Raw genomic sequence first — 20,101 nt, 5'->3', positions numbered from 1 at the left:
ATTTTTGTAATGTTTACATTAAGCTTCAGTAAAAACGTATGCCGCTACTGAAAATTTGTGAAACATCCCTAAATTTATTACAGGTATATTACACTGAAATTACTCAATTGTTTCCGCAGGGTATACTTGAGCGAAATAAAGTTTGCAAATATTATTCAGCAAAAAGCGAGCAAATTCGGCTCGTAAAGATATGCCAAACCGCCCGCATATTTTAACTATTATTTTTTCCGCATATTCCGCTGTAATCGCAATAGGCACATGGGTCAAACCCTCTTTTTTTGTACGGACTGACCGAAATCTCTCCGGCCAGTATACCTTCGGCTGACTCTACAATTTTTTCTTCGGCTCTTTTGAGCCGTTTTTGCATTTCATCCGGCGGTATTCCGCATTTCGGTGACATATAACATTTCTTGCTGCCATAGTTCTTATCAAACGCTTTATTTACCTCTCCATCGTCCACAACCCAACCGTTTGCGCTGACGTTTCTGTGGACCTCGGTTTCAAAAGCTTCATCCGTCGCTGCTTTGGATTCGTCTATTATAGGATCGTTCATCTGCAGATAAAGCATAGCCGCAGGCTCGGTTTCACTCTGCTCACAGACAGCGTTTGTATACACAAGAGGCTGAAATCTCACACCGGCGTCCGCCAGTTCTTTATCCAGTTTCTTTGCTGATGACTTATAATCCACCACGCTGATATATCGTTTTCCACCGATTACCGCACTGTCCGCTCTGTCGATAAAACCTTCCACATAAGCGGTTCCGTTCCTAGTCTCTATCTTAAGCGGTGGAATATCACCGTTTTCTCCGATTCTTATTTCAAAACCATATGGACGGAATTCGGATTCCCTGAAAAATTTCACCGTTTCCCACGCAGTTGTTGAGGCGATACCGGTCATACGCATAACCAAATACTTATAGTAAGCTGAGTTTTTATACATAACCTCTTCGTTTCCCGTGGCTATTTCACCCACTATGTTCCGCATCTCCGTCTCGCACTGTTCCCGTGTTATTGACTCATAGACAGCGTCATTTTTTGAGGAGAAAAACCGTTCTAATGATTTATGGAGTATATCGCCCATACTCAGCGGATCAAAAACCGCAATGTCTCTTGGTTTAGCCAGCAGACCATATCTCATAAAATAAGAGAAAGCGCAGCTGTTATACTTTTCCATTTTGGAAGCGCTCAGCATTATTTCTCTGCCGTACAGTTTTGCGACCGAATTTTTGGACAGTATTTCATAACCGCTTTCGGCGGCTTTCAGCCTCTCTGCAAAGTCAGCGAGCCGTGCGCCGTACTTTTCATCCTCAGCATAAAAATCATAGACTGCACGCCACTTTGGTGCAAATTTGCCTACATCTCCGCAGCATCTAATAAATTCGGATTCAAGCGCCAAAAATACCGGTTCTTTACCCTCCGGCAGCTCTTCGCTATCGTCATTCACATTTTCTCTTTCCATATCAAAAAGCTCATTCTCAATTTTGGTTATAATTTTAGACGGGAAAAGACTTTCTCCATCGTCAGAGGACTTTGGAGCAAGCAAATATAATTCGTCAGATGGGGATGATAAAACATTATATACCAAAAGCTGCTCGTCATGAGACTTTTCTGACGCTGTCATTGCCAAATCAATGCCGTATTCCCTCAGCGCTTCTCTCTCCGCATCCGTCAGTATACCCTCGTTTCCATAACCTCTAGGGAAAACACCGTCTGTTACCCCAAGGACTATAACCACCTTCGCATCAGTGTTTCTGAACATATCTATTTTGCTGAACACTGCGCCGTCAATCGTCTGAGGAGATATTCCTATTTTTATTCCGCCGCAGGCCGATATAAACAAATCATAAAACTTCTCATACGTTATAAGCTCACCGCCCATAATTTCAGAGATTCTGTCAAGCACCGACACCACGCTGTTCCATGTGCGCCTATATTCTTCAGCAAGATATACCATACCATTATCCGAATACTCTTTGCATATATCACGCATTATCTCTTGATGACGGCATCTTTCCATATACTTAAAAACCGCTTCGGTAATTTCACTGGCCTTTTTACGTCCCCTTATTGAATGTTTCAACTCAAAAATCGGAGCTAACATCACGCTTTTTATTCGGTTTATACTATCAATGTCATAAGCGCGCTTATCTGGATTATACGTCCACTCATTTTCATCATTCCACATCGCGTGGCTGGGGTTGACAGAAAGCAGATAATTTTCAAAAACATCCAGCTCTTCTTCATTGCTGACTCCGGCGAATCCGCTCCGCCCTATTTCCATAACCCTGTCATAAGAAAACCCATAGGCAAGTATTTCAAGCATGCTTGAAATACATCTTAAATATGGATTTTCAAGAATGCTGCGCCGCTTGTCTAAAAACACATTTATACCGAGTTTATCAAATACGAGAGGCATGATTCTGGAATACACATCTGTATCCCTTGCCAATATCAAAAAGTCGCTTTGCTTATAGCCTTTAATCCTGCACAGTCTATGTATAATTGACGCGGTCTGTTCCACCTCGTCAAAATGATTTTCCGGTGAATATATAAAGATATTTTCCGGGCTTCCGTCATATTTTTCAGGGTTTATATTAAAATAGTTGTCCTGCAAAAATATAAGGTCAGATTTTCCGCCGTCTTTGACCGGCAAAATCTCAGGCTTGCTGACCTCAATCCCGCACGCTTCAGCGGTTTCCGCAAGCTGTTTGTATGTCAAAGACGCCGAACTGAAAATACTGTCCGGATGAACAAGGTCATTGCATCTTAAAAACAGAACTGTGTTACTCATCTTCTTCATCAGTTCCTGCAGCACTTGACACTCCAGAGGCGTAAAACTCTTAAATTCGGTTATAAACAGACACGAGTCCGTTTCAATTTCAAAGTCTTTTATTTTAGGGAGTATTATTGACAGATTATCCTCCGCGTCAGAATTATTTTCGTTGATTAATCTGCTGTATGTATCATAAAACAAAGCCAAGTCTTCCAGCTTTCGTTTAAACTCATCTTTCTCTACCTTTTCGGAAACAGTCTGCAGACTTTCAAAACTCAGACCATACCGTTTAAACTCCGACACAAGCCCCGCCATCAGACTTGAAAATCCTCTCTGATGAACATTTGATTTAAAATACTGCAGTTTATCTTCTATAAGCTGCAAAGCTCTGCCAGCAAGAATTTCTCTGCCTGCTCCGTCTATGTATCTCAGTCTGAGAGGCCCCAGGCTGCTGAGCACAAGATTTGAAAGCCTTGAAAAGGTTAGCACTTCTGCCAAAGTCTGAGCCTTAACGCCCAAAGTTTCTATAACTTTGCGTTCGGTAAAAACAGAAAACTGCTCCGGAACGAGAAGATATGACTTTATTCCATTTTTTATATTCGCCCTGACGCTTTCAAACAAATAACCGCCGCTGTCCGCACGAGCCGTTCCATACACTGTTTTAAACACAAAATCACCCTTTTATCCGTTCAGTAAACTTAATATATCTATTATATCTCCAGTCACATAATCCGCTCCGGCTGACTTTAACTTCTCTTCACTAAATGAGGTTGTGACCGCGGCGCACTGCATTCCTGCAGCCTTTGCCGATTTTACTCCGCTTAAAGCGTCCTCGATAACCAAGCACTCAGCTGGGTCAGCGCCCAGCTTATCGGCCGCAAGCAAATAAGGAGCAGGAGACGGTTTCTTCTCTGTCACATCATTGCCTGAAAGTATAACCGTAAAAACCGACGGGTCAATCTCGGCGGCTTTTAGCGAGGCCATAAGCTTTCTTTCCGCTGCGCTGCTCACAAGCGCCAGCGTGTATCCCAAATTTTTCAGTTTTTCGATAAGCGGCTTTGCTGATGGGAAAACCTTCATTTCTTTGATGTTTTGTTCAAAATTTCTAAACATATCATCCATTATTTTTTCTGTCAGTTCCGCTTTATTCGCCCTTTTGCACGGCTCAATTATAAAATGCTCTTCGCCGGCTCCGATATAAGGTATAAAATCTTCTTCAGACGCTTCTATTCCGCCGGTCTTAAGAGCGTCAAGCGCCGCTTTCATAATGACAGGTTCGGAATTCACTATAACCCCGTCCATATCAAATATAATATATTTCATTAAAACCTCCAAATTTTTTCCTTAATTATAGCACATAGTGACAATAGTTTCAATTGTTATATTTTTGTATTTGAATTTTAAAAGAATCTGTTGTATAATACCTGTTTGTGTAGTAACCTATAATATATATAATATATTAAGGAAACAGCATTGTAGAAATTTGGAGGAATATAGTATGCAGCTTTTTCACAACTCACATGATACAGCTTATAGAATGCCATTTGGCGCCGCAGCTACCGGCAGTAAAGTTAAACTTGCTTTAAAGATAATTTCTGATACCCAGCCTGACGCAGTTAAAATTCGGCTTTGGGAAAACGAGGAAGAAATATTTTATGATATGGCGCCTAAGAACAGCAGGGAAAACCAAGAACAGTCCCTTTCGTCATCAGGCAGTGAAAATACTGCAGAAAACGAGTTCTATTATACCGCAACAGTTCCTATGCCTGAAAAAGAAGGTTTGGTATGGTATTATTTTATAGTTGAGACAGGAGGAAAAGCCGTTTACTATATAAATAATAACGATTCTTTGGGAGGAGTCGGACAGACGCAGACCGAGCCGGCAAATAACAGCTTTCAGATAACTGTTTACGATAAGGACTACAAAACACCTGACTGGTTTAAAGGTCAAATAATGTATCAGATTTTCACTGACAGGTTTTTCGGAGACCACAGTGACACAAATGGAGTTATACCCAAAAAGCGAAACGAGTATATAATACACAGCGACTGGTATGAGCCAATCTCATTTAACGCCCATCCTTTCGAAATGGGGCCTGCCTGCAACGATTTTTACGGCGGAAATTTAAACGGTATAATAGACAAACTAAAATACTTAAAAAGTTTGGGCGTTGGCGTTATATATCTAAACCCAATATTTGACGCGTATTCCAACCACAAGTATGATACTGCAGATTATATGAATATAGACCCGATGTTCGGAACAAATGAAAAATTTACAGCTCTGTGCGACGAGGCGGAAAAACTTGGAATTAGAGTTATTCTCGACGGCGTATTCAGCCATACAGGTGCCGACAGCATATATTTTAACAAGTATGGCAATTATGGTAATAATACCGGAGCATACAAAAATCCACAAAGTCAATATAAAGAGTGGTACCAGTTTACTAACTATCCCAATTACGAAAGCTGGTGGGGCTGCAGTAACCTGCCCAACGTAAACGAAATGACTCCTTCATACCTTGATTATATATTAAGAGATGAGGATTCTGTTATAAAAACCTGGCTTAAACGCGGCGCCAGCGGCTGGAGACTTGACGTAGCCGATGAACTGCCGGATGAATTTATTAAAATTCTGCGCCGGGAAGTAAAAAAACAAGACCCTGACGCGGTTATAATAGGCGAGGTTTGGGAAGACGCGTCTAATAAAGTCTCCTACAGTATTCGCCGCGAGTATCTTTTGGGAAAAGAGCTTGACAGTGTAATGAACTATCCGTTTAAGGATAATATGATTGCATTTCTCTTAGGAAACATAGACGCTGAATGCCTGAACGCGCATTTTATGTCTATTTTTGAGAATTATCCAAAAGAGACGCTGTACTCCCTGATGAATATAATCGGAACTCACGACACAATGCGTATAAAAACTCTGCTCGGCGGTCTTTCGCAGGACTGCGGAACACAGAAATTGTCCTCAGGAAACGAAGAACTCGCAACCTATCGGCTAAAAATGCTGTCTTTTGTACAGATGACATTTGTGGGCGTTCCATGTATATATTATGGTGACGAAGTAGGAATGCAGGGAGGCAGCGACCCGTTTAACAGAGGAACTTATCCATGGCGGGCTATTGACCCTGACCTCAGACAGTGGTATACTGACCTTGGCGCACTGCGAAACAATTCCGACTGTTTGACGCTTGGATATTATAAAACAGTTTATGCAAGCGGCGACCTATATATATACGCCCGTTTCACAAAAAACGGAAAGAACGCATTTGGAAACTGCTGTAAAAACAGTTTGGCAATTTGCGCTGTAAACCGGAGCTTTGAATCTAAACATATTGATATTGACATTTCAGAGTTCGGTGATTTTTCATTTTTCTCTCACGGCATATCAAATCCTGAAATTGTGCCTGTCAGAGATAGTATAATAGAAATCGACGTTGCTCCCGTCGGCTGTGAATTTTTTATAAGCGCCGACAAATTTTAACAGCATTTTTATGCTGCATTGGTAATATAGGAGGAAAATATTATGGAAGCTCCTGATTTTGAGCTGTCATCTAACAATAGGACATTACAAAAACATAAGGCAACCTATACCCAAATAATTGCTTTTGGTTTTTTGGTTATCATAGTAGTCGGGGCAGGATTACTTTCACTGCCTATTTCCTCAAAAGATAACACCTGGACGTCTTATTTTGACTCGCTGTTTACGGCTACCAGCGCCACATGCGTCACTGGATTAGTTCTATTTGACACATATACGCACTGGTCTGTTTTCGGTCAGCTGGTTATTCTTTTAATGATACAAATCGGCGGTTTGGGATTTATGTCCGTTATTACAACGGTTTCTATATTTATGGGCCGGAGAATTTCTCTTCACGAGAGAAAATTATTGATGCAGTCCGCCGGAAACACTAAACTCAGCGGAATGATACAGCTTGTCAGACGTATTTTTTTCGGAACATTAATATTTGAGAGCGCAGGAGCGATTTTATTAGCAACAAGATTTTGTCCTGAGATGGGGTTTTTAGAAGGTATATACAACGCTATCTTCCACTCAATCTCGGCATTTTGCAACGCCGGTTTTGACCTTATGGGAAAATTTGAGCCGAACTCTTCACTCATACATTATCAAAGCGATCCGGTTGTTAATCTGACAATCTGCGGTCTTATTGTTATCGGCGGCCTGGGATTTATGGTTTGGAATAATATAATAAAGGCTAAGCTCGACTTTAAACACTATTCGCTGCACACAAAAATTGTGCTCTCAATAACTGCGGTTTTGTTAATCAGTTCTACGGTACTGTTCTTTATTTTGGAAAAGAATAAAAATTTTGCAGGATTATCCACTGCTGATAAATGGCTGCACTCATTTTTTCAGGCGGTTACACCCAGAACTGCCGGATTTAACACTACTGACTTATCCTCGCTCTCAGAGAGCAGTTCTCTGCTTACAACCGTGCTTATGCTGATAGGAGGAAGCCCCGGTTCAACAGCCGGAGGTATCAAGACTACAACTTTTGTTGTTTTATTTCTTATGGCGTTTGCTTCATCAAGGAAAAACAATAACGTTGTAATCTTTAAACGCCGTCTAAGCGACGACACACTGAAAAGAGCCAGCGCTATATCATCAATCTATTTAACGGCTGTTTTGGTATCAACTTTTATTATTTGCTCAATAGAGCCATATACAATAAGACAAATACTGTTCGAAGTCAGTTCCGCAATTGGAACAGTCGGGCTTTCAATGGGACTCACCCCGTCGCTGTCTGTTGTGTCCCAGTCAATACTGATAGTGCTGATGTTTGCCGGCAGGGTAGGCGGACTGTCTCTCATGCTGGTGCTTGCCGAAAACAGAGAGCCTGTGGCTCTTATGCGGCCTGTTGAAGATATATTAATAGGATAATAAGTTTTTATATAAGTTTTGGAGGTCTGATTATGAAATCTATACTGGTAATTGGAATGGGTCGTTTAGGCAGGCATTTTGCAACCAAAATGCTGGCGCTTGGTAATGATGTTATGATAGTTGATAAAGACGATTCGACTATCGAGCAGTTTTCTTCAATATTCACTGATTCACAAATCGGCGACTGCCGGCAGGAAGGCGTTCTTCGGGCTTTGGGAATAAACAATTTTGACCTGTGTTTTGTGGCTATCGGAGAAGATTTTCAGGCTTCACTGGAAATAACATCTATGCTCAAAGACCTGGGGGCAAACTATATAGTTTCAAAGGCACGCGAGGACAGACAGGCTAAGTTCTTAAAATTGGTAGGCGCAAATGAGGTAGTGTACCCTGAGAAGGAAATTGCAGAAAAACTGGCTATGCGCTATAACGCAAATAATATTTTTGACTACATTAAACTGACAAGCGAATACTCAATATACGAAATACCTGTTGTCCCTTCATGGATCGGCAGAAGCATAAATTCGCTTAATATAAGACAAAAGTATGAAGTAAATGTAATAGGAATAAAACAGGAAAACATTCTAAAGCCATTGCCTACCCCTGAATATATATTCCAGCCAAGCGACCATCTTGTTGTAATAGGCAAATCTAAGGATGTTTTCGCACTTACGCAAAAAAAATAGGGGATCTTTATTACCTGCCGGAGTTTCCGGCAGGTTTTTAATTGCAATTTTTTTGTTTAATTTATTTCTTATTATTTTTTTAATGTAAAACTTTTTTAAATAAAAATCGTCTTAATAAAGTAAGCTTTTATAATAAAATAATATTCATAGGTGATTATTTACATTTTATTTAAATATCTAAATTTTACTGTTATGTTTATTTATTTTATTATATAATAAAGTATTGTGTGAAAAAAATATACATGTGTCAAGGAATAAATTTAAAAGAAACACTCAAGTGTTTCCTTTTTGGGGGTGATGTATATACCTGACAAACTTTGTATATAATATAAAAAGAATTTTAATTGAAAAGGGAGATTTTTGTGTCGGAAGAAAACGCATCTAAATTTTTTGAGAATTACTTTGATAGTGACCTTCAGGAGTACATCTATGACATTCTGTACTATCATCAAAAAAACAGTCAAAAATATAATGACTTAATCCACGAGCAGGAGATTTACAAAAGCTCCTCCGAAGCTGTTAGACAGGTATTAGAACGCTTTATTCCTCAAAAACTTAGCGAAGAAGAATGTAAAAACGTCATTAAATTTATAGAAAATAATAACCTTATGATGATTGAAGAATGCAAAGCGTCTTACCGTCAGGGAGTTATAGACGGAATGAATAGAAAAAAGATGCTGTCTGATGAATAAAAAGAGGGGCGGGCATTACGCCCGCTCCTTATTTCACCTAACCTTAAACCCATTCTAAACTCAACAATTTTCTCCATCATCCGTCATTGCGTCATATCCTGATTCTCCAGTTCTGACTTTGACCACATCCCGTACGTCATAAACAAAAATTTTTCCATCTCCGATATGTCCAGTATAAAGTATTTTAACAGCGGCTTTAATAACATCTGATACAGGTACTCTGCACACAACTATATCCACTTTTATTTTAGGCAGAAGAGTAGCCTCAACAGGTACGCCGCGGTAATACTCACTGCTGCCTTTCTGCATTCCGCAGCCGAGCACATGCGTGAGAGTCATTCCTGTTACTCCGATTTCATTTAATGCGTGCTTTAGAGCTTCAAACTTAGATTCTTTACACACCACCGTTATTTTTGTAATAGTATGACCATCCTTATCAACTTTCTTTTCCGTATTATCCGGCACTCTAATTATCGGCACAGCAGATTCGGGAGTTTCCTGTCCCACTGTCTCTGATCTTCCTGTCAAAATAGTCGGCACATTTAGCATAAAGTCCGCATAAGAAGAGGCTAGGCCATGTTCATGTATATCAAGCCCTTCTATTTCTTCTTCAGCACTCGCTCTAAGCCCCATAGTATGCTTAATAATTAGAAATACAATGGTCATCGTTACAGCGACCCACGCTATTACTGTTATAACTCCTAATGTCTGAATACCTAAAAAGCTGAAACCGCCCCCGTAAAATAAACCGCCTTTTGCTGCAAACAAACCCGTCATTATTGTCCCGGCAGCTCCGCAGCACCCATGAACGGCCACAGCTCCAACCGGATCGTCTATCTTAAGTTTCTTGTCAATAAACTCCACAGCAAACACAACCAAAATACCTGCCACAGTACCAATTACGGCCGCTCCGAGCGGCGTAACACTGTCACAGCCAGCCGTAATCGCAACAAGACCGGCTAAAGCGCCATTTAGAGTCATAGAAACATCAGGCTTTTTATATCTAACCCATGTAACAACCATAGTAGCAACTGTAGCACAGGCAGCGGCAAGATTAGTCGTTACAAAAACCGAAGCCGCCAACGACGAACTCTCTGTATCTGACATAGCTACTGTTGAACATCCGTTAAATCCAAACCAGCAGAACCAAAGTATAAATACTCCGAGAGCCCCCAAAGTTAACGAATGCCCGGGTATTGCGACGGATGTCCCGTCCTTTTTATATTTTCCTATACGTGGACCAAGAATTTTTGCGCCTACCAGAGCGGCCACTCCGCCAACCATATGTACTGCTGTGGAACCCGCAAAGTCATGAAAACCTAATTCACTGAGCCATCCGCCGCCCCAAACCCAATGTCCTGAAACAGGATAAATCACTGCGCTTATAACCATACTGTAAACAATATATGCGGAAAATTTGGTTCTCTCTGCCATTGCTCCCGAAACAATGGTCGCCGCGGTGGCGCAAAATACTGTTTGAAATATTAAAGTTGCAAAATTATAATCACCGGGCAAAGCGTTTGCTCCCTGGAAAAATGACGGAACCGACAGCCAGCCGCCAAAGACATTTGCGCCAAACATAATTCCAAAACCTAAAATCCAAAAAATTGGGGTTCCTAAACTAAAATCCATCAGATTTTTCATAATTATATTACCCGCGTTTTTTGCTCTTGTGAAACCGGTTTCGACCATAGCGAACCCTGCCTGCATAAAGAATACCAAAGCTGCTCCCAGCAGCACCCACGCAGTATCTAAACCCGTTGCCAAATCCATAATGTTCATAACTTTTTCCTCCTTATTTTTAATTCCGGCTGTTTCGCCGTATATATATAAAAGAAAATGGGGCCTGAGAAAATTACTCTCAGACCCCATTGTCTATTATCTTATTATTTACTTTTTAAAACCTATAACTTAGAAATATTTTGCCGGAATGCTATATTACTCCTGGATAGAGAACAGCAAATCTCCATAGGTTGGGAACGGCCAGTATTCTTCAGGAGTATAAATCTCCATTTGGTCTGCTACTTCCCGAACCTCAGCCATATCTTTCAACACTTTTTCATTATAAAATACAGCCTGCTCCAAACCTTCTTCCATAGCAAGGGCTTCCTGAACGCTTGAATCAAGAGCTTCAACCGTTTCAAACAGTCTAAGTTCTAACTCAGAAAGCAATCTAATCATCTTTTCTTCAAACACGCAAGAAACCGAACCGCCCATTTGTCTCTTAGAAACAACAGTATCGCTGAGTTCTTTAACATATTTCGCGACAGCAGGCGAAATATCACGTCTTGCCATTTCAAGCATCGTTTTTGCCTCAATATTGATAGCCTTGCTGTAATTCTCAAGATTTATTTCGTATCTTGACAGCATTTCATCACGAGTGAGTATACCGTGCTTAACAAATAAGTCTATACTCTTTTCAGTAACAAAAGCCGGCAATGCTTCAGGCGTGCTTTTTAAATTGCAAAGACCTCTGCGTTCAGCTTCAGCAACCCATTCGTCTGAATAGTTATTACCGTTAAAAATAATCCTTTTATGTTCTTTCATAGTATCTCTTACTATGTTATAAATCTCGCATTTAGGGTTTGACGATTTCTCAAGTCTGACAGCAAACTGGTCAAGTATCTCGGCAACAGCTGTGTTTATAATAAAGTTCGGTCCTGAAATTGAAAGAGCCGAGCCGGGCATTCTAAACTCAAACTTATTCCCTGTGAATGCAAACGGCGACGTTCTGTTTCTGTCGGTTGTATCCTTCGCAAAATCAGGCACAGCATCAATACCGGAGTTCATCACCTCATTACATCTGTTCTCAAAATCACTGTCCTCTTCAATAGAATCCAGCACTTCTTTGAGATCATCTCCAATAAATACAGAGATAATAGCAGGCGGAGCCTCATTTGCACCAAGTCTGTGGTCGTTTCCTGCCGTTGCCACAGACGATCTTAAAAGATCCTGATATTCGTCCACAGCCGCTATCACAGCGGACAGGAACAATAAAAATCTAGGATTGTCATGAGGGGTCTTGCCGGGTTTCAGCAAGTTTTCGCCCTTGTCTGTCGAAATCGACCAGTTGTTATGCTTGCCGCTTCCGTTTATTCCTTCAAAAGGCTTTTCGTAGAGCAGGCATTTCATACCATGTCTTTCAGCAACCTTTTTCATTATCTCCATAGTAAGCTGATTATGGTCAGTGGCTATATTAGCTTGTGTAAAAATAGGAGCGAGTTCATGCTGTGCCGGTGCCACTTCATTATGTTTTGTCTTTGCAAGTATACCCAGCTTCCAGAGTTCCTCGTCCAGATCCTTCATATACTCTGAAACTCTTCTCTTAACCACTCCAAAATAATGGTCGTCAAGCTCCTGTCCTTTTGGAGCCGGAGTTCCGAACAAAGTTCTGCCCGTATATGTAATATCTTTTCTCTTTAAAGCTACCTTTCGGTCTATTAAAAAGTACTCCTGTTCAGGACCGACTGTCGTTATAACTCTGTTTACGTCAGTTTCCCCTATCAGGTGAAGAACCCTGACAGCCGAGTTACTGAGAGCTTCCATTGAACGCATAAGTGGCGTCTTTTTATCAAGCGCTTCGCCTGTATAAGAACAGAATACAGTTGGAATACACAGTATACCGTCTTTAATAAAGGCGTTTGATGTTGGATCCCACGCGGTATATCCTCTTGCCTCAAAAGTTGAACGCAGACCTCCCGATGGAAAACTGGAAGCGTCCGGCTCGCCTTTAATCAATTCTTTTCCGCTGAACTCCATAATCACGCTGTCGATACCGTCAGGCTGTATAAAGCTGTCGTGCTTCTCAGCCGTAACGCCAGTCATAGGCTGGAACCAGTGAGTAAAATGAGTTACACCATTTTCTACCGCCCAGTCCTTCATTGCGTTGGCAACAACATCAGCAACCTCACGCGTAAGAGGCGTGCCCTCCTCTTTGGTCTTCCTAAGCTGTTTGTAAATTCCATCAGGAAGTCTGACCTTTTGCACCGAGTCTTCAAATACGGCACTGCCGAATAACTCGTTCATTTGATCCATAACAAAACATTCCTTTCTTTTTAAAAGTAAATAGAAATGACTAAATAAAAAATAAGGCGCTGCGAGCAAAATACTCACAGCGCCTTTGCTGTCTACGGGATAGATTATACTACGCTGTGAGACCTTTGTCAAGTAATTTTTTGCCTGACGACAATTTTTTCAGCACACTAAACGAAATGCACATTGCAAAGTTTATCAGATTTTAGCAATAATAACGTTTTAATTATCAATATATATGTCTTCTGCTTCGAGCAAAATATTACAGCGCATTTGCTGTATATAAGTAGAAACATCATACCGTAGTATGGACATATTATTTAAAACGATATATAAATTTCCGCCTTAAGTATCTTTTTAAAATTGTATCTTTATATACTGTCCGCTCAGCTCGCCTTACGTGCCGCAAAAGCGGCCTGCCGATGCTCGCTAAATTACTGTCCTATAGTTTTTAAATAAATAAAAAACATAAAATTGTAGGTATTCATCATACTGCGGAAGGTGCACCCAACTTGTATAAGAACGGAAAAAACTCATAAAAACGTCCATTTATATTTCTGCCAACTGCTACTTAGTTTTATAAACAGATGTATCAACTAAACCCATTAGGTTTTTGCTAGATACAGCTTAATCCTATAATCAGCTGTTTTAACTAATAATTTTTGGTCTTTAATGGCGGCCGCTTAGGTATATAAACAGCATGTATTTACTCGACAAGTTGTTTTAATTCGTCAAACCCAATACTGCCCGACAGACACAGACAGAATTATTTTTCGCAATATATTTATTATATGTAAAATTTAAACTATTTCATACAGCTCTCTGGCTTCATCCTTTTTTACATTCTCTTTTACATTTAAAACCCTTATATTCAAAGGCTTTTCACCAAATAATATTTTTATTTCATCTCCGGGCTTCACGTCATATGACGCTTTGACAGTGCGTCCATTTACGGAAACGCGGCCTCCGTCGCAGGCGTCATTAGCCACCGTCCGGCGCTTGATTATCCTGGACACCTTTAAAAATTTATCCAAACGCATTACAATTTTCTCCTTAGTGTTTTTTCAAATAGATTTAATTTTCTCCATTCTCAAACTTCTCAAATTCATCTGTGAAACTCTCAGTATAAGAAGCGAGAGCCAGTTCCGGATCCACACCGGCTCTGCGGCAAAAGTTTACCGCCGCAAACAGGAGCTGACCGCAATCCTTCTCCGGTGCACTATCAGCTTCAGCTACATCATCCGAAATTACAGACAAATTTATCTCATTTTCAAACTTATAACCGGCCTTTTCGGCCTTTTTCTGAATTTTCTCAGCTCGCATAAGCGCCGGCAGATATTTTGATACTCCGCGCAGTTCCTCAGCAATGCTGCTCTGCTCCCTGTCAGCACGTTTTATAGCGTCCCAGTTTTTAAGAACCTCTCCGCTGTCTGCTACTTCGACTTCACCAAACACATGCGGATGTCTGTGAATAAGTTTTCGGCAGATAGCGTCGGTAACGTCATTTATTTCATATTCTCCGCTGTCTTTCCCGATTATTGCATGAAACACTACCTGCAGCAGTAAATCCCCGCTCTCGTCGGCTATTTTTTCAGGATTCCCGCCGTCAATTGCCTCAATCAGTTCATACCCTTCTTCAATAAGATTTTTCTTTATACTCTGATGAGTCTGCTCCCTATCCCAAGGACAGCCGCCCGGCGCACGCAAAAGTGAAACAATTTCAACCAGGTCATCAAACGAATATTTATCTTTCGTATCTTTAAAATTCATCCTCTTCAGCTCCAATTTATTTTATCAGTTTAAACTTTTCTAGTATACCGGCTATTTTTTCGCCCTTAGGCATATTCATAATATCCTCACGTTTTATAGCTCGAACAGCGAAAATCATTATTACATATATTATTCCGCAAATAAGAATTTCTAAAACAGTGAGAACTCTTGAAGTTGGCAGAATACCGGATAAAAAGTATCCGCATACACCCATAACGCCGGCCGCAATCAATGGTTTTATAAGTATATCAAGAGGTTTAAACCTTATGTTTGCAATACGTACTATCTGAACGGTATTAAGCACCGCTATGATTAAATAACAGATAAAAGTTCCTATAGGCGCTCCGTCAATACCTAAGTACGGGATTGCTATATAGTTGAAAATTACCTTGGCGGCTCCGCCTATCAACATATTTACAACCGGATAATAGACTTTTCCGTATGACTGCAGTATTGCATTTGTGACTTGTACTACGGCAACCGGTATTATTGCTATTGACAAAATGCTTAAAACCACATGCGCATTGTCGTCACTAAACAACAGACCTAAAACACCGCTGGACAGCACCGACATTCCTATAGCGCACGGCGCACCGAACAGCATGGCAATTCTTATAGCGCTCTCAGTGATGCTTCCTGCCTCGCCTTTTCTGGCTCTAGCCAAAGCTGATGAAATTGCGGGAACTATACTCATTCCCAGAGCCACAACCAAGGTTAACGGCAGGTTAAACATAGTCAGAGCTTTTCCCGTGTACATTCCATAAAGAGTTGAGGCTTTCTGTGAATCAAGCACCGCACCGGTCCACCCTGCTCCAACGGCCTTATCATAGAATGACGTCCCTTGTTCAAACATAAATGCGTACTCGTTAAACACGTTCGGATTAGTAACCAGCCTACGGCTTATTGTTGTCATATCTATAAGAGTTGTAAGACTTGAAACAGACGCCCCTATAGTTATTGGTATTGCTATCATTATCAGTTCTTTTAAAATGGTTCTTTTCGGTCTCAGCTTTTCCTGGGCCGCTGTCATCGGCGCAATATTTTTAGCATGCCGCTTTGCACCTATAGCCAAGCATATGTATATTACTGACAGTAACAGGAACGATAAAAGAGTTCCGGCAGTCACACCAAAAATGGCTCCGGCAGACGCATAAACTGTACGCATATGGGCGGTGTCTACCTGGCGTGTTACAAAATCTATCACCTTGTCCAAATTCGGAACAATAGTCATCCCCATAAAGAACGACGCCATGAGCAAGCCTATAACCATCTTACCGCTGGACTCTATTACTTCAGAACCTGCGGTTGGGAACATATTTTGTCTGCCTTGAAAATAGCCTCTCATTGACGACGCCAAAGATACAAAGAAAACTGCCGGCGAAATAGCTTTTATACCAAGCTCTGCATCCGGAATTCCAACCAAACCTGCCAGCTGTTTTGCAAAAACAAATAGAATTATACTGCCGACCAATCCTATAACAGCCAAAAATGAAATCGCCGTCTGAAATACTCTTTTGGCATCAGTTTCATCATTTCTAGCCATACTCTCTGCAACCATTTTTGATATAGCTATCGGAAATCCGGCCGTAGCGACTATAAACATAAACGTGTATATTTGATATGCCACATTAAAATAACCGCTTCCGTCATCGCCAATCAAATTAATAAGAGGTATTTTGAATACTGCGCCTATTATTTTTACAATCAGGCTGGCTATACCCAAAACTAAAGCCCCCTGCATAAAATGGCTTCCTTTTGAACCGCCTTTTGTTTCAACTTTAGTTGCTTCTGTTTTTTCCAAAAAATCCTCTCCTCAATCGTAAGTTAAACCGCTTTATCTGTAAATTATAAACTTCAAAAAGTCACTCTTTTTATTATATTATATAAGATTTTAAAAAACAACTCTGTTCTGTCATGATTTTATAAATAATATATAAAAAAATTATTAAGTTTTTATAACCGAAACTTCTAGTCTTCAAACCTCCGAAACATCCGGCTGAATACTGTCCCGTTAACAAATTTTCTAACTGCCCACGCAATGAGAGCGGCTAATGCTATGCCACCCAATACATCAGTAGGGTAATGGACATATAAATACATTCTTGAAAATCCAATTAAGCACGCTAAAACTACAAGCGGTATTCCTATCTTTTTTGAATATCCAAAAATTATAAACGCTGTTGTAAAAACAGCCAGGGTATGTCCTGACGGGAAGGAGTAGTCCCTGGGAATCCTAACAAGCATATCTATACTGTCATTTATCCAGCAGGGTCTCATTCTGCCGATAAGCGGTTTTAAAATGATGTTTCCCAAAACCAAGCACAGCAGCAGTCCGATCAAAACCGAAGCCCCGCATCTTCGATATTTTTCAGTGCATAACATTATGACTCCCACCGCAATCCAAAGCAGTCCTCCGGAACCAAAATCGGTTATGATAGGCATGATGTAATCCATAAAAGAACTGTTTAATGTGTTTCGAATAAATTCCAAAACCGCAAAATCTATTTTTGTAATAAATTCTATCAAATCCCGTCCTCCTGTCATAAATAAATCACGCCTAGATTAGTTTAACGCCAAATTTTTGATATATCTTGCAAAATTATGTTATATAATGTAAAATTAATTATTATATGCGAAAGGTATCATAGTCTATGAATATTTTGAGCCGCCTTGTAAATCTTGTTTATCCATCTAAATGCAGCTTCTGCGGAAAGTTAATAAGTTTTCAAAAATCCGGCATTAATATATGCAGTGAATGTATGGATAAGATAAAATTCTGTGCCAGCCGCAAGCGCTGCAAAGTCTGCGGCACGCCGCTTGGAAACCCTCGTTACCGCTTCTGCCAAAGTTGTTTTAGAAAAGCTAAGTCAAATATATGCACCTATTATAATGGTATTACTGCTGCTGTGGAATATGACCGAAATTCCAAAAGAGGAATACTTAATCTCAAACACGCCCGAAGCCTAAGTTCAGTGAACACATTTTCAAATTTAATAACAGCAATGGTTAAAAATGATTTTGGCGGCGTCAACTTTGACTATATCACAGCTATACCGCCGCGGCGCCAGCGTATGAAAGAAATAGGGTTTGACCAAAGCGGTGCGCTGGCAAAAAAGACTGCCAAACTGCTCAGTGTAAAATATTATCCAAACCTTTTTAAACGAATCAGACAAACCAGTAAACAAACAGATCTTTCTAGCTTTGAAAGACAGCAAAATCTGAACGGAGCTTTCGGTCTCAAAGGAAACAGCGATAATATTCAAGGCAAAACTATCCTGGTTATTGATGATGTTACGACCACAGGCGCAACATTCAATGAATGTGCAAGAGTGTTAAAACTTTCCGGCGCCAAAGCTGTGTATTGCGCGGCAATAGCCACAACTGAGAAAAATAACGGTGACAGAGACAGTTTCACTTAAAAATATATAAGACATTTCTTATTTTTTCTATACAAAAACGGAGCAAAGCGAACTTTGCTCCGTTGTGGTGGAGGGAGATGGATTCGAACCATCGAAGCAAGATGCAACAGATTTACAGTCTGCCCCCTTTGGCCACTCGGGAACCCCTCCATGTTTAATTAGCGCCGTTTATGCTGTCTCGCGTTAACGACCTGACTATGATAACATATTTAGAATAGCTTGTCAATACTTTTTTGAAAAAATTTTTTTAAAAATTAAAAAATTTACATATCTTATAACATTTGACAGATATTTTCTGCAACTATCAACTGTGCATAAAACTCTACATCATATTAAATATAAAAAATATTTTCCAAGGTATTTAATTTATCTACATATAATTTAAGTCACTATTTATATTAAATTTTATAAGGTGATTTAATAGTATTTTCTTATCCTAACACAAAGGCGAGCTTCGGCAGTCCGCTTTGCGGCTCGTAAGGCAAGCTGCGCGGTCGGTATATTAAAATGTTATTTTATTTTTATATTTCTATACCAAAATACTTATTGTAAAATATTTTTTGTTGAGTTATAATATTAGCATAAAAATTTCTGGAGGTATTATTATATGGAACTTAATATTAAAGAAATAATGGATATAATCCCACATAGATATCCATTTTTGCTTATTGACAAAATAGTAGAGTTTGAGGAAGGTTCCCGAGCTGTTGGACTTAAAAATGTTACTATGAACGAGCCGTTCTTTCAGGGACATTTTCCCGGAAATCCAATTATGCCCGGAGTTTTGATTTGCGAGGCTCTCGCCCAGGTTGGCGCTGTTGTTATACTGAGCAAACCGGAATTTAAAAACAAGCTGGCTGTGTTTACCGGAATAAATAATTTTAAATTTAAACATCAAGTGGTGCCAGGCGAGACGTTAAGACTTGAGGTAGAACTCACAAAGTTCCGTTCAGTAATGGGCAAAGCTGACGTCTGCGCTTATGTCGGCGATGAAGTAGCGGCAAAAGGCGAAATTTCCTTTGCTTTAATAGATAAAGATTAATTAGATACAGACCGAAATCGTTTCGGTCTGTTTTTTACTTAAACAATAATTTATATATCTATAAATGTCATGTTTTTCTGTTATACATTTAGTTTAAATAACTTATGAGTTCATAAAACTCTTAATAAAATAATAACTATAAACCTATAAATCAAATTTTGTGTTTTACAGCATAACACATCTATTTGGTTAATGAATTCAATTGATTTGTGTTAATTTAAAATTATTTTTATTTATTTTTTGCATCTCCGCGGCTACGCACCTAACGCGGTGACCTTCGGTCACCCTGCCGATGTTTGTTATATACAGCTCTATTTATTTTTTTTATTTATATATTTTTTATATTTATCTTTCTTTTATTATTTAAAATATTATCCATACCACTTTCGCGAAACTGCTCTTGGCAAATTCCGTCGGTCCGTATTTTTCAGTTTATAAGGCAAACTATACGGACATAGGTTAACGGTGACTTTAATTTGTTAGCTGCTATTCCGCACCTACGCACCTAACGCGGTAACCTTCGGTCGCCCTGCCGATGTTTGTTAAATACAGCTCTATTTACTTTTTAATTTATATGTATTTTATATTTATCTTTCTTTTATTATTTAAAATATTATTCATACCATTCTCGCGAAACCACTCTTGACAAATTCCGTCGGTCCGTATTTTTTAGTTTATAAGGCAAACTATATGGACATAGGTTAACGGTGATTTTAATTTGTTAGCTGCTATTCCGCGGCTACGCACCTAACGCGGTGACCTTCGGTCACCCTGCCGATGT

The 20,101-nt window shown here is 39.8% G+C and carries 14 protein-coding genes and 1 tRNA gene; 6 read left to right on the top strand and 9 right to left on the bottom strand.

Features of this window, described 5'->3' with window-relative positions; translation table 11 throughout:
- Positions 1-211 precede the first annotated feature (211 nt).
- Together B9O19_RS05650 and B9O19_RS05645 are read right to left on the bottom strand one after the other, a co-directional pair.
- On the bottom strand, positions 212-3,442 hold the full coding sequence (locus B9O19_RS05650; RefSeq protein ID WP_102365493.1) for a PD-(D/E)XK nuclease family protein: 3,231 nt from the start codon (positions 3,440-3,442) through the stop codon (positions 212-214).
- 12 nt (positions 3,443-3,454) lie between these two features.
- Positions 3,455-4,096, bottom strand: a complete 642-nt coding sequence (locus B9O19_RS05645) for an HAD family hydrolase (RefSeq protein WP_102365492.1) — start codon at positions 4,094-4,096, stop codon at positions 3,455-3,457.
- Positions 4,097-4,271: 175 nt separating this feature from the next.
- Between B9O19_RS05645 and B9O19_RS05640 the strand changes: the two genes are divergently transcribed.
- From B9O19_RS05640 to B9O19_RS05625, 4 genes are all read left to right on the top strand, one after another.
- Complete coding sequence (locus B9O19_RS05640; protein WP_102365491.1) at positions 4,272-6,263, top strand: glycoside hydrolase family 13 protein; 1,992 nt, start codon at positions 4,272-4,274, stop codon at positions 6,261-6,263.
- 42 nt (positions 6,264-6,305) lie between these two features.
- Positions 6,306-7,682 (top strand): TrkH family potassium uptake protein, encoded by a 1,377-nt coding sequence (locus B9O19_RS05635; protein WP_102365490.1) that lies wholly within the window; start codon positions 6,306-6,308, stop codon positions 7,680-7,682.
- 32 nt (positions 7,683-7,714) lie between these two features.
- Positions 7,715-8,365: a potassium channel family protein gene (locus B9O19_RS05630; RefSeq protein WP_102365489.1), complete on the top strand. Its 651-nt coding sequence runs from the start codon at positions 7,715-7,717 to the stop codon at positions 8,363-8,365.
- Positions 8,366-8,727: 362 nt separating this feature from the next.
- Positions 8,728-9,057, top strand: coding sequence for a hypothetical protein (locus B9O19_RS05625; RefSeq protein ID WP_102365488.1), 330 nt, complete (start codon positions 8,728-8,730; stop codon positions 9,055-9,057).
- Between the two features lie 60 nt (positions 9,058-9,117).
- Here B9O19_RS05625 and B9O19_RS05620 read toward each other — a convergent pair whose 3' ends face one another.
- The 6 genes from B9O19_RS05620 to B9O19_RS05595 all read right to left on the bottom strand — a co-directional run bounded on the left by B9O19_RS05620 (position 9,118) and on the right by B9O19_RS05595 (position 17,385).
- Entirely contained in the window at positions 9,118-10,830 is a 1,713-nt protein-coding gene (locus B9O19_RS05620; protein WP_102366621.1) for an ammonium transporter, read from the bottom strand.
- A gap of 165 nt (positions 10,831-10,995) precedes the next feature.
- Entirely contained in the window at positions 10,996-13,092 is a 2,097-nt protein-coding gene (locus tag B9O19_RS05615) for a glutamine synthetase III family protein (RefSeq protein WP_102366620.1), read from the bottom strand.
- A 797-nt stretch (positions 13,093-13,889) separates the two neighbouring features.
- Positions 13,890-14,129, bottom strand: a complete 240-nt coding sequence (locus B9O19_RS05610) for an RNA-binding S4 domain-containing protein (RefSeq protein ID WP_102365487.1) — start codon at positions 14,127-14,129, stop codon at positions 13,890-13,892.
- A gap of 34 nt (positions 14,130-14,163) precedes the next feature.
- Complete coding sequence (gene mazG / locus B9O19_RS05605) at positions 14,164-14,859, bottom strand: nucleoside triphosphate pyrophosphohydrolase (protein WP_102365486.1); 696 nt, start codon at positions 14,857-14,859, stop codon at positions 14,164-14,166.
- Between the two features lie 16 nt (positions 14,860-14,875).
- The gene (locus B9O19_RS05600; RefSeq protein ID WP_102365485.1) at positions 14,876-16,660 is read right to left on the bottom strand and encodes a putative polysaccharide biosynthesis protein; all 1,785 of its coding nucleotides are present in this window, start codon (positions 16,658-16,660) and stop codon (positions 14,876-14,878) included.
- Positions 16,661-16,827: 167 nt separating this feature from the next.
- Positions 16,828-17,385, bottom strand: a complete 558-nt coding sequence (locus tag B9O19_RS05595) for a phosphatase PAP2 family protein (protein WP_158648923.1) — start codon at positions 17,383-17,385, stop codon at positions 16,828-16,830.
- A 125-nt stretch (positions 17,386-17,510) separates the two neighbouring features.
- Between B9O19_RS05595 and B9O19_RS05590 the strand changes: the two genes are divergently transcribed.
- On the top strand, positions 17,511-18,278 hold the full coding sequence (locus B9O19_RS05590; RefSeq protein ID WP_102365483.1) for a double zinc ribbon domain-containing protein: 768 nt from the start codon (positions 17,511-17,513) through the stop codon (positions 18,276-18,278).
- Between the two features lie 65 nt (positions 18,279-18,343).
- On the opposite strand, the gene B9O19_RS05585 is transcribed toward B9O19_RS05590, so the two are convergent.
- Positions 18,344-18,428 (bottom strand) — tRNA-Tyr (locus B9O19_RS05585).
- A gap of 457 nt (positions 18,429-18,885) precedes the next feature.
- On the opposite strand from B9O19_RS05585, the gene fabZ reads away from it, so the two are divergent.
- On the top strand, positions 18,886-19,320 hold the full coding sequence (gene fabZ / locus B9O19_RS05580; protein WP_102365482.1) for a 3-hydroxyacyl-ACP dehydratase FabZ: 435 nt from the start codon (positions 18,886-18,888) through the stop codon (positions 19,318-19,320).
- Positions 19,321-20,101: the final 781 nt, after the last annotated feature.

The organism is Monoglobus pectinilyticus (assembly GCF_002874775.1).
GTDB lineage: Bacteria > Bacillota > Clostridia > Monoglobales > Monoglobaceae > Monoglobus > Monoglobus pectinilyticus.
The sequence above is the reverse complement of the archived record's forward strand: the minus strand, read 5'-3'. Positions and strand labels throughout refer to the sequence as shown.

Bases quoted from the DNA above. Each gene is read 5' to 3' on its own strand.
- B9O19_RS05645 (WP_102365492.1), bottom strand. From the start codon at position 4,096: ATGAAATATATTATATTTGATATGGACGGGGTTATAGTGAATTCCGAA.
- B9O19_RS05640 (WP_102365491.1), top strand. From the start codon at position 4,272: ATGCAGCTTTTTCACAACTCACATGATACAGCTTATAGAATGCCATTT.
- B9O19_RS05635 (WP_102365490.1), top strand. From the start codon at position 6,306: ATGGAAGCTCCTGATTTTGAGCTGTCATCTAACAATAGGACATTACAA.
- B9O19_RS05630 (WP_102365489.1), top strand. From the start codon at position 7,715: ATGAAATCTATACTGGTAATTGGAATGGGTCGTTTAGGCAGGCATTTT.
- B9O19_RS05620 (WP_102366621.1), bottom strand. From the start codon at position 10,830: ATGGATTTGGCAACGGGTTTAGATACTGCGTGGGTGCTGCTGGGAGCA.
- B9O19_RS05615 (WP_102366620.1), bottom strand. From the start codon at position 13,092: ATGGATCAAATGAACGAGTTATTCGGCAGTGCCGTATTTGAAGACTCG.
- B9O19_RS05610 (WP_102365487.1), bottom strand. From the start codon at position 14,129: ATGCGTTTGGATAAATTTTTAAAGGTGTCCAGGATAATCAAGCGCCGG.
- mazG (WP_102365486.1), bottom strand. From the start codon at position 14,859: ATGAATTTTAAAGATACGAAAGATAAATATTCGTTTGATGACCTGGTT.
- B9O19_RS05590 (WP_102365483.1), top strand. From the start codon at position 17,511: ATGAATATTTTGAGCCGCCTTGTAAATCTTGTTTATCCATCTAAATGC.
- fabZ (WP_102365482.1), top strand. From the start codon at position 18,886: ATGGAACTTAATATTAAAGAAATAATGGATATAATCCCACATAGATAT.